The following is a 9,805-nucleotide window of genomic DNA, read 5'->3' on the forward strand; positions in this document are numbered from 1 at the left end:
TCCCACATTTGATCTGTGTCGTTACTGGTATTACCTACCCACCGAAGATCTGCGACGGCCGGCGCAACGTCGGATCAAACGGGTTGATCTTCGGCCCGATCGCCGCCGCCTCGCGCTTCAACAACTCCACCACCGTCGGCAGCCGCCCCGGCCCCAGCCGGTCGCTGATGGTCGCCACACTCAACGCCGCCACCGCATGCCCATTACGATCCAGGATCGGCACCGCCAACCCGGCCATGCCTTCCAGCACCCCGGTATTGCGCGCCGCATACCCCAACCGCCGCACACTCTCCACCTCCGAACGCAAAAACACCTCGTCGTACAGGTGAAAATCCTTGAGCCGCGGCAAGTTGTAGCGGATCACCGTCTCGCGCTCTTCCTCCGGCAAAAACGCCAAAATCGCCAGGCTGCCCTGCCCCACGCCCAGCGCCACGCGGCCGCCGATATCACCGGTAAAGGTACGGATCGGATACGGCCCTTCACTGCGGTCCAGGCAGATCGCATCAAACCCGCTGCGCGCCAGCAGGAACAATGAATCCCCCAACGACGCACTGAGGCGCAACATGCTCGGCCGCACCAGGTCCCGCAGGTTGCCGGTGTTGCCCGCATTCGCCGCCAGTGCGAAGAACTCCAGGCTCAGCCGATAGCGCTTGCTACGCGCATCCTGCTCCACCATGCCCTCGTCCATAAGGCTGCGCAGCAGTCGGTGGGTGGTGGGTTGCGACAGCCCCACCTGCTGCGCCAGTTGCGTCACCCGTTCACCACCGTCCGGCGCCGCGCCGAGGATGCGCAGTAATGCAAACAACCGGGAGACGCCACCGGCGCCGACTTCCTTGACACTTTCATTCCGCTCAGTGGAATCCATAAGCCGATATCTCACACTAAATTCTGTTCAGTGAATGAAACTGAAAAAAGTACTCTATCCAGTGAAATTCCATCTTCCGCCATCCTAGTCTTTCGCCCTAATCTGCGTCCACAGGGGCGAAATGAACAACTAACGGCAGCCGACTCAAGATCGAGCGCCAACGCACCCGCAACACCCTTTTCGCATCTGCCCAAAACAAAAAAGCGCGTTTCGACGCGACTCAAAAAGGTGGAACGCAGACATGGCTTTTCTCCAACTCAACGCCTTGAGCAAACGCTACGGCGCCGTCGACGCGGTGGTCGCCACTGATCTTGCGGTGGAAAAAGGCGAATTCGTGTCCCTGCTCGGCCCCTCGGGCTGCGGCAAGACCACCACCTTGCAAATGATCGCCGGCTTCGTCGACGTCACCGGTGGCCAGATCGTCCTCGACGGTCGCGACATCACCCATGCCAAACCCGCCAGCCGTGGCCTGGGCGTGGTGTTCCAGAGCTACGCGCTGTTCCCCCACATGAGCGTGCGCGACAACGTCGCCTTCGGCCTGAAGATGCGCAAGGTGCCTGCCACTGAGATCGCAAGCAGAGTCAAGACCGTGCTGGAACTGGTGCGCCTGGCGCCCCACGCCGAGCGCTACCCGCGGGAACTGTCCGGCGGCCAGCGCCAGCGCGTGGCCTTGGCCCGCGCCTTAGTGATCGAACCGCCGGTGTTGCTGCTGGACGAGCCGCTGTCGAACCTCGACGCCAATCTGCGGGAAGAGATGCAGTTCGAAATCCGCCGCATCCAGTGTGAAGTCGGGATCACCACCCTGATGGTCACCCACGACCAGGCCGAGGCACTGTCCATCAGCGACCGCGTGGTGGTGATGCAGGCCGGGCGCGTCACCCAGATCGACGCGCCGTACAAACTCTATGAACACCCGCGCACGCGCTTTATCTCGGACTTTGTCGGCAAGGCCAACCTGCTGGCGGGCGACTTCGATCAACTCGGCGCGCCGCAAGTGCGCTTCGAGCCCGGCAACGGCGAGCTGACCCTAAGCCTGCGCCCGGAAAAGATCGACCTGGTGGCCGCCGGCTCAGGGCGCCTGCAAGGCAAGATCCTCGACAGCTATTTCTTCGGCAGCCAATGGCTGTACCGCATCAAGACCCAGATCGGCGAGCTGACCGTGGTCCGCCGCAATGACGGCAGCGCGCCATTGGCTTGCGGCGCTGCAGTGGGCCTGGACTGGGAGTCGAACCTGTTGCGGGTGCTGGCCGCGGATGAGGTGCGCGCATGAGCCGTGGCTACCTGTTGTCGTTGCCGGCGCTGGTGTTGTTTTTCGGGCTGCTGATCCTGCCCCTGGGCCTGACACTGGTGCTGTCGTTCAACGTGTTCGACTATCAGGTGGGGGTGAAGGCCGATGAGTGGACCTTCGCCCACTACCTGTCGCTGTTCAGCGATTCGTACTTCTACGAAATCTTCTGGCGCACCTTCTGGATCAGTGCCCTGGTGACCTTGCTGTGTGTGGTGATCGGCGTGCCCGAGGCCTACATCCTCAGCCGCATGGGCACGCCCTGGCGCTCGATCTTCCTGATCCTGATCCTCACCCCGCTGCTGATTTCGGTGGTGGTGCGGGCCTTCGGCTGGAGCCTGCTGCTGGGTGCCGATGGCCTGGTGAACCAGGTGATCCAGGCCCTGGGCGGCAAGCCGGTGAAGCTGCTGTACACCTCGTTCGCCGTGATCATCGCACTGGTGCACGTGATGCTGCCGTTCATGATCATCCCGGTGTGGACCTCCCTGCAGAAGCTCGACCCGTCGGCGGAACAGGCGGCGCTGTCCCTGGGTGCCAGCCAGGCCACGGTGATGCGCAAGATCGTGTTGCCGCAGGTGATGCCCGGCGTGCTGTCCGGCACCCTGATCGTATTCGGCCTGGCTGCCAGCTCCTTCGCGATCCCCGGCCTGCTGGGCGGACGCCGCCTGAAGATGGTCGCCACGGTGGTCTACGACCAATACCTCTCGGAACTCAACTGGCCCATGGGCGCGACCATCGCGGTGGTGCTTCTGTTGGTCAACTTGCTGATCATGCTGAGCTGGAACCGCATGGTCGAAGGCCGCTACAAAAAGTCCCTGGGAGTATAAGACGATGTCCAGAAACGGTCCTTTGGCCCTGGGCTTTCACGGCCTGGTGGTGCTGTTCATGATGGCGCCGCTGGTGGTGGTGTGCCTGGTGGCCTTCACCCCGGAAAATACCTTGAGCCTGCCCACTTCGGGCTTCTCCCTGCGCTGGTTTCATGCGGTGTTCGAGCGCGCGGACTTTATCCAGGCGTTCTACAACAGCCTGGTCCTGGCGTTCGTTGCCGCCACCCTGGCGACGTTGATCGCGGTGCCGGCGGCGCTGGCAATCAGTCGCTACCAGTTCCCCGGCCGTAACTTCTTCAGTGCGCTGTTCCTCTCGCCGATCATCATCCCGCACCTGGTGCTGGGGGTGGCGATGCTGCGGCTGTTCGCAATGATGGGCGTCAACGGCAGCTTCACCTGGTTGATGCTGGCCCACGTGGTGATCATCACGCCTTACGTATTGCGCCTGGTATTGGCGGCCGCCATCGGCATTGACCGCAGCGCCGAGCAGGCTGCCGAATCCCTCGGCGCCAGCCGCTTCACTCTGTTTCGCCAGATCACCTTGCCGATGATTCTGCCCGGCGTGGCCGGCGGCTGGTTGCTGGCGTTCATCAACAGTTTCGATGAAGTGACCCTGTCGATCTTTGTCAGCTCGCCGGCCACCCAGACCTTGCCGGTGCGCATGTACGTGTACGCCACCGAATCCATCGACCCGATGATGGCGGCCGTGTCGGCGCTGGTGATCGGGTTGACGGCGGCGGCAATGATTCTGCTGGACCGGGTCTACGGCCTGGATCGCGTGTTGGTAGGGAAACATTGATGGCACTGTTCAAACGACTGGCGGAAACCGAGCGGCCCAGCCTGGCGTTCACCCTCGATGGGCAGCCTGCCACGGGCCTGCTCGGGGACACCTTGCTGACTGCCGTACTGACCTGCGCCGAGCACCTGCGGGGCAGTGATTTCAGCGCCGAACGCCGCGCCGGTTTCTGCCTGATGGGGGCCTGCCAGGATTGCTGGGTACGGCTGGAGGATGGTCGGCGAGTGCGCGCCTGTTCGACCTTGCTGGAAGACGGCCAGGCGATTCGCCGTGACCCGGGGCGCCAGGCATGAAGAGCGTGGTGATAGTGGGCGCAGGCCCGGCGGGCATTACCGCAGCCCGGACCTTGCTGGACCATGGCGTGACCCCGGTGTTGGTGGACGAGAGCCTGCGCGGTGGCGGCCAGATCTATCGGCGCCAGCCGGCGAACTTCCAGCGCTCGGCCAAGCAGCTGTATGGGTTTGAAGCGGGCAAGGCGACAGCGCTGCATCGCACCATGGATGAGCTGGCCACCCGGATCGACTACCGGCCGGAAACCCTGGCGTGGAATGCGGAAAATGGCCGCCTGGACATGCTCAACAACGGCCACGCCGAAAGCATCGAATACGCGCAGATCATCGTCGCCACGGGCGCCACCGACCGCATCCTGCCCGTGCCGGGCTGGACGCTGCCCGGTGTGTACAGCCTGGGCGCGGCGCAAATCGCGCTGAAGTATCAAGGCTGCGCCATCGGTGAGCGTGTCGCGTTCTGCGGCAGCGGGCCGTTGCTGTACCTGGTGGCGTATCAGTACGCCAAGGCCGGGGCCAGGGTGGTGGCGGTGCTCGACAGCGCACCGTTCAGCGCCCAATGCCGCGCCTTGCCGGCATTGCTCGGCCAGCCGGCGACCCTGGCCAAGGGTTTGTACTACCGCGCCTGGCTCACGGCCCACGGCATCCCGGTGCATCAAGGGGCAACGCTTTCGCACATCAACGGCGAGCAACGAGTGACGGGCATCCACTGGGACCAGCAGGAAATCGCCTGTGATGCCGTGGCCTTCGCCCATGCCCTGCGCAGCGAGACTCAACTGGCGGATTTACTCGGCTGTGAATTTGCCTGGAATGCATTGAACCGCGCCTGGTTGCCCCAGCGAGATGCGGCCGGGCGTAGCAGTGTCGCGGGCGTGTATCTGGCTGGCGACGGTGCCGGAATCATGGGCGCCGATGCGGCGCAAATGGCCGGCGAGCGAGCGGCATTGGCCTTGCTCGAAGACAGCGGTGTTGCCATCGACCACCGTCGCGGGCCCGTGCTGGAACAACAACTGGCAGGTATCCAGCGCTTTCGCCACGGCCTGGAAACCGCCTTCCCCTTCCCGGAAAACTGGGCCGCTGAAGCTCCGGACGAACTGATCCTGTGCCGCTGTGAAGAAGTCAGCGTCGGCGAAGTACGCGCGGTGGTGGACGAAGGCCACTGGGAAGTGAACCGGGTCAAGGCCCATTGCCGGGTTGGCATGGGCCGCTGCCAGGGCCGGATGTGCGGGCTGGCGGCGGCGGAAATCGTTGCCCAGCGCAGTGGCCGCGAGATTGAAAACGTTGGCCGCCTGCGTGGCCAGGCACCGATCAAACCCTTGCCGTTTGGCGTGGAGGTGCAGCCATGATCGACAGTGAAGTGATCGTGTTGGGTGGCGGGATTGTCGGGGCCTCGGCGGCTTTGATGCTGGCGCAGAAAGGTCGGCGCGTGGTGCTGCTGGAGCGGGACTTTTGTGGCTCGCACTCCAGCGGTGTGAACTATGGCGGCGTGCGGCGCCAGGGGCGGCCATTGCACCAACTGCCGCTATCGCAGCGTGCCCATGAGCTATGGTCCGACTTGCCGGGGCTGATTGGCATCGACGGGGAATACGTGCGCTCCGGGCATTTGAAACTGGCCCGCAGTCATGACGATCTGGCGGCTCTGCAGGCTTACGCCGACGCTACACGTGGCTTTGGCCTGGGCCTGCAAATGCTCGACCACGCTCAACTGCGCGCCCGGTTCCCGTGGGTGGGTGATGTGGCAGTCGGCGCGTCGTTATGCCCCGAAGACGGCCACGCCAATCCGCGCCTGGTCTCCCCCGCCTTTGCCCGCGCGGCGCAACGCCACGGTGCTCGGGTGATGGAGCAAACCGAAGTCACCCATCTTGAACATGACGGCCAGCGGTTTCAGTTGCGCTGTGCCAATGGGCTGCAGCTGCAAGCCCCCTGGCTGCTGAACTGCGCCGGCGCCTGGGCCGGCACCGTGGCCGCGCACTTTGGCGAGCCGGTGCCGATGACCTCGGCGCACCCGGCGATGCTCGTGACCGAGCCGTTGCCGGTGGTGATGGACGTGAGCACCGGGGTGGAAGGCGGCGGGATTTATGCGCGGCAAGTCGCCCGGGGCAATTGCATCCTCGGTGGCGGGCGCGGCTTTGCCCTGGGCCCGCAACAAGCCCGCCCGGGCCAGGCGGCGGTGCTGGAGATTCTGCGCAATGCCGGCGAGTTGTACCCGTTCCTCAAGGGTGCCCAGGCGATCCGTACCTGGAGCGGCACCGAAGGTTATCTGCCCGACCACGAACCGGTGATCGGCGACAGCAGCACCCAACCCGGCCTGCTCCACGGTTTCGGCTTTGCCGGCGCCGGGTTCCAGCTCGGCCCTGCGGTCGGTGAAGCCCTGGCAGAGATCGTCTGCACGGGGGCCAGCCGGCAGCCCATCGAAGCATTTTCCATCCGTCGTTTCCAAGCCTGAGAGGAAGATTCATGCACATGATCAAACGTACTGCGCTGTCTTGCCTGTCCCTCGCCCTGTTGAGCACGGCGGCCCACGCCGCACCGACGCTGTACCTGGGCATGAACGGCGGCACCATGGAGCGGGTCTACGCCGACAAGGTGCTGCCCGCGTTCGAAAAGGCCAACAACGTCAAGGTGGTGATCGTGCCGGGCACCTCGTCGGACATCCTGGCCAAGGTGCAGGCCAACAAGGACAACCCGCAGATGCACGTGATGTTCCTCGACGACGGCATCATGTACCGCGCGATTTCCATGGGGTTGTGCGAGAAGCTCACGCCCAACCCGACCCTGGACCAGATTCCGGCCAAGGCGAAGATCAAGGAAGAAGCGGTTGCGGTGACGCTCGGGGTGACCGGGTTGGGTTACAACGCCAAGATGTTCAAGGAAAAGGGCTGGGCGCCGCCGACGTCGTGGATGGACCTGGCCGACCCGCGCTTCAAGGACAAGGTGGTGTTCCAGTCGTTGGCCTCGTCCACATTTGGGTTGCACGGGTTCCTCATGTTCAACCGGATTCAGGGGGGTAGCGAGACCAACGTGGAGCCGGGGTTCAAGGCCTGGCCGAAAACCGTCGGGCCCAACGTGCTGGAGTACATCGCCAGCTCGGCGAAGATTTCCGAGATGGTGCAGACGGATGAGGCGGCGATCTTTCCGCTGACGCCGACGCAGGTGACCACGCAACAGTTGTTGGGTGTGCCGATGGAGTATGCGCAGCCGAAAGAAGGCGCGGTGGTGTTGAACGTGGCGGAGTGTGTGATTGCGCGGAATGACCAGCCGGAGTTGGCGCAAAAACTGGCGCAGTTCTTGTTGACCGCAGAGGCTCAGGCGCCGGCTTTGGAACTGGGGGATCAGATTCCTTCGAATCCTACGACGCCGACTACCGACAAAACCCGGGCGCGGGTGGAGGCGATGAACAGTTATTTGCAGACGGCGATTTCGATTGACTGGGACCAGGTGAACCAGGCACGGCCCGAGTGGAATGCGCGGTGGAGTCGGTCGATTGAGCGGTAGACCGTCATGCTGATGACTGGCGCTGTTTTTTTCGGCGCCGGCCCCGAATGATCGCTATGACCCGGTGGCGCTTCTGACGCAGCTTGACCCACTCGCTACGCACTTCACGGTGGCGTTTGCTGTTAAGCAACAGCAGCGCCAGAAGGGGGAACAGAATGCTCAACACGTAGAAGACCTTATGCGGGCGATAGTCAATCGTCGGCAGAACGCCGAGCAGGCACAGAATCATCAGCACTACGGGAATCCATACCCAACCAGGATAGCCGCAGGCGATCATGAAGTTGCAATGCGAAGCCAGCAAAGCCAGACCAAGGCCGGTAAAAAATGAATATCTGAGGTTATCCCCGACAGGCATCTCTTTAAAATAGCTGTCAAACATCAAGGGAATACCGAACGCAAAAGTAAATATCTGGGCATAAATTGCCATCATAAATGTTGGAAAGTAGCGCTTTAGAAAGTTCAGGAACTCTTGAAGGCTCATCAGAAAAATCATTCAGCGAACTCCTCGTACAAACCCACGGCAATCGTTCTCAAATTTCCAGACGTGGCGCTTCCCATCACCACAGCGGAAGCTCCAACGACATCTTTTATTTGGGTAAGCGTCGCATGCTTAAGCTCTGCAGATGTAAATCGCTTGGGTAACGCGCCAGACGCCTGCTTAAGCTTCAACATTTTCGAGGTTAACTGCGGGTGATTGATACTTAGCAGCTCCTTGGTCAGTTTCGCGCGTTCTTGCCGACTTAACCCTCTGAGTACATCCCGCCAACTTTTTGCCGTTGCAGCCTTGATGGTTCTTACAAGCTTGACCGTCGTCAGAAACGACGTGCTCGCACCGATAAGAGATATTGCGTCCAAAACAGCTATTGCGCGTTGATACCACTGCTCACTGTCCAACATGTCATTACGTGAAGGCTCGGTCACTTCTTTGTACACCCGATACCCAGCGTTAAAACATTGAGCCGTACTGGCGGCAGTAGCACTGAAGCCAATTGCCACCACTACGGAGCTGGTACCGAGTGTAAAAGGGATCGCCGCTGAACCACTTGTCACCACGATCCACCCCAACACCGCACTCGTACACGCCAACCCCATCCCCACCGCCTCAAACACCACCTGCGACTCCCTAGGTTCGTGCTCCAACTGCCGGACAAAATCCAGGCGGGCCATGGACCGTGGCATTTCCCGCAAGATCACTCGCTTGGGTAGCACGCTGCAAATTGGCTGAAACTCACGCAGAGTTACCGGCCACAGTTGGTCATCGAGATACACCACCCCTGCCCCGGCAATCGCCGGATCGGCATCAATGCTTGCAAACAGGCGCCGCAGGTCGATGCTGCTTTCAATCCGCTCACGGGTGGTGAGGTGCGCACTGGGAAAACCGTCCTTCAAGAGGCTGGAAGTCATTCCTTTTACTCCGGGATTTCACAAGAGCGCAGAGCCTAAAGAATCCATATCCCGAAAAAATGTCGGAGGTTTTACTTTTTCTCGACAGGCACTTCCTGATCCTGTTCCCACCTCTTGTAGGCCATCGTGCGAATAGGAAAAGTACGCCCCGTGCCACTACCGGCGAACACAGGAACAGGGAGCAACAATGGCCGTTGATATGTTTTTAAAGCTGGGAGACATCAAGGGTGAGTCCAAGGATCAGGCACACCGAGATGAAATCGAAATCAACAAATGGGGATGGCGCATGACCCAGTCGGGCAACATGCATTCCGGCACTGGCGGTGGTGCGGGCAAGGTCAATATGGGCAACCTGGCGATCAGCAAGGCCCTGGACAAGTCCACGCCCAACCTGATGATGGCCTGCTCCACCGGCAAGCATTATCCCGAGGCAAGGCTTGTGGTGCGCAAGGCCGGCGGCAGCAGCGCGGTGGAATATCTGGTGATCACTTTGAAGGAGGTGATGGTGTCGTCCTACGAGACCACTGCGGTAACGACGAGCGACGTGCTGACCGAAGAAATCAGCCTGAACTTCGCCAAGGTGGAAGTCAGCTATCAGCCGCAGAAGTCGGATGGTGGCAAAGACGGGGGAGCGATCAAGTACGGATGGAATATTCGCGAGAACAGCAAAATGTGACCCGGAAGCGGCGTGCGTCAGGCACGCCGCTCGTTGGCTGGCAGGCTACCGCCCGGTTCCGCACTTACAGCGGGTCACTTTTGAAAGGAGCCCAAACGTAACCAAAAGGCTCTTGCTCGGTGTGCTCACTCCGGCTTTGGAGCGTGGTTTAACGGGGCGCCTAAGATCAA

The 9,805-nt window shown here is 61.6% G+C and carries 11 protein-coding genes; 8 read left to right on the forward strand and 3 right to left on the reverse strand.

Features of this window, described 5'->3' with window-relative positions; genetic code table 11:
• Positions 1–34: 34 nt before the first annotated feature.
• On the reverse strand, positions 35–865 hold the full coding sequence (locus HX869_RS30680; RefSeq protein WP_003218269.1) for an IclR family transcriptional regulator: 831 nt from the start codon (positions 863–865) through the stop codon (positions 35–37).
• 241 nt (positions 866–1,106) lie between these two features.
• On the opposite strand from HX869_RS30680, the gene HX869_RS30685 reads away from it, so the two are divergent.
• Genes HX869_RS30685 through HX869_RS30715 form a run of 7 tightly spaced genes read left to right on the forward strand, consistent with a single transcriptional unit; the run spans position 1,107 to position 7,555 of the window.
• The gene (locus HX869_RS30685) at positions 1,107–2,135 is read left to right on the forward strand and encodes an ABC transporter ATP-binding protein (protein ID WP_178904138.1); all 1,029 of its coding nucleotides are present in this window, start codon (positions 1,107–1,109) and stop codon (positions 2,133–2,135) included.
• Complete coding sequence (locus HX869_RS30690) at positions 2,132–2,977, forward strand: ABC transporter permease (protein ID WP_003218273.1); 846 nt, start codon at positions 2,132–2,134, stop codon at positions 2,975–2,977. Before HX869_RS30685 ends, HX869_RS30690 begins: the two co-directional genes overlap by 4 nt.
• Before the next feature lie 4 nt (positions 2,978–2,981).
• Entirely contained in the window at positions 2,982–3,776 is a 795-nt protein-coding gene (locus tag HX869_RS30695) for an ABC transporter permease (protein WP_003218275.1), read from the forward strand.
• Positions 3,776–4,066: a (2Fe-2S)-binding protein gene (locus tag HX869_RS30700; RefSeq protein WP_003218277.1), complete on the forward strand. Its 291-nt coding sequence runs from the start codon at positions 3,776–3,778 to the stop codon at positions 4,064–4,066. Before HX869_RS30695 ends, HX869_RS30700 begins: the two co-directional genes overlap by 1 nt.
• Positions 4,063–5,406, forward strand: coding sequence for an NAD(P)/FAD-dependent oxidoreductase (locus tag HX869_RS30705; protein ID WP_178904139.1), 1,344 nt, complete (start codon positions 4,063–4,065; stop codon positions 5,404–5,406). Before HX869_RS30700 ends, HX869_RS30705 begins: the two co-directional genes overlap by 4 nt.
• The gene (locus HX869_RS30710) at positions 5,403–6,506 is read left to right on the forward strand and encodes an FAD-binding oxidoreductase (protein ID WP_008430551.1); all 1,104 of its coding nucleotides are present in this window, start codon (positions 5,403–5,405) and stop codon (positions 6,504–6,506) included. Before HX869_RS30705 ends, HX869_RS30710 begins: the two co-directional genes overlap by 4 nt.
• A gap of 17 nt (positions 6,507–6,523) precedes the next feature.
• Entirely contained in the window at positions 6,524–7,555 is a 1,032-nt protein-coding gene (locus HX869_RS30715) for an ABC transporter substrate-binding protein (protein WP_003218283.1), read from the forward strand.
• 4 nt (positions 7,556–7,559) lie between these two features.
• On the opposite strand, the gene HX869_RS30720 is transcribed toward HX869_RS30715, so the two are convergent.
• Positions 7,560–8,048, reverse strand: a complete 489-nt coding sequence (locus HX869_RS30720; protein WP_178904140.1) for a hypothetical protein — start codon at positions 8,046–8,048, stop codon at positions 7,560–7,562.
• Entirely contained in the window at positions 8,045–8,959 is a 915-nt protein-coding gene (locus HX869_RS30725) for an NAD synthetase (RefSeq protein ID WP_178904141.1), read from the reverse strand. Before HX869_RS30725 ends, HX869_RS30720 begins: the two co-directional genes overlap by 4 nt.
• Positions 8,960–9,146: 187 nt before the next feature.
• Between HX869_RS30725 and HX869_RS30730 the strand changes: the two genes are divergently transcribed.
• Positions 9,147–9,635: a type VI secretion system tube protein Hcp gene (locus HX869_RS30730; RefSeq protein WP_017475247.1), complete on the forward strand. Its 489-nt coding sequence runs from the start codon at positions 9,147–9,149 to the stop codon at positions 9,633–9,635.
• The last annotated feature ends 170 nt before the right edge of the window (positions 9,636–9,805 follow it).

Source organism: Pseudomonas sp. P7779 (assembly GCF_013386315.1).
Taxonomy (GTDB): Bacteria; Pseudomonadota; Gammaproteobacteria; order Pseudomonadales; family Pseudomonadaceae; genus Aquipseudomonas.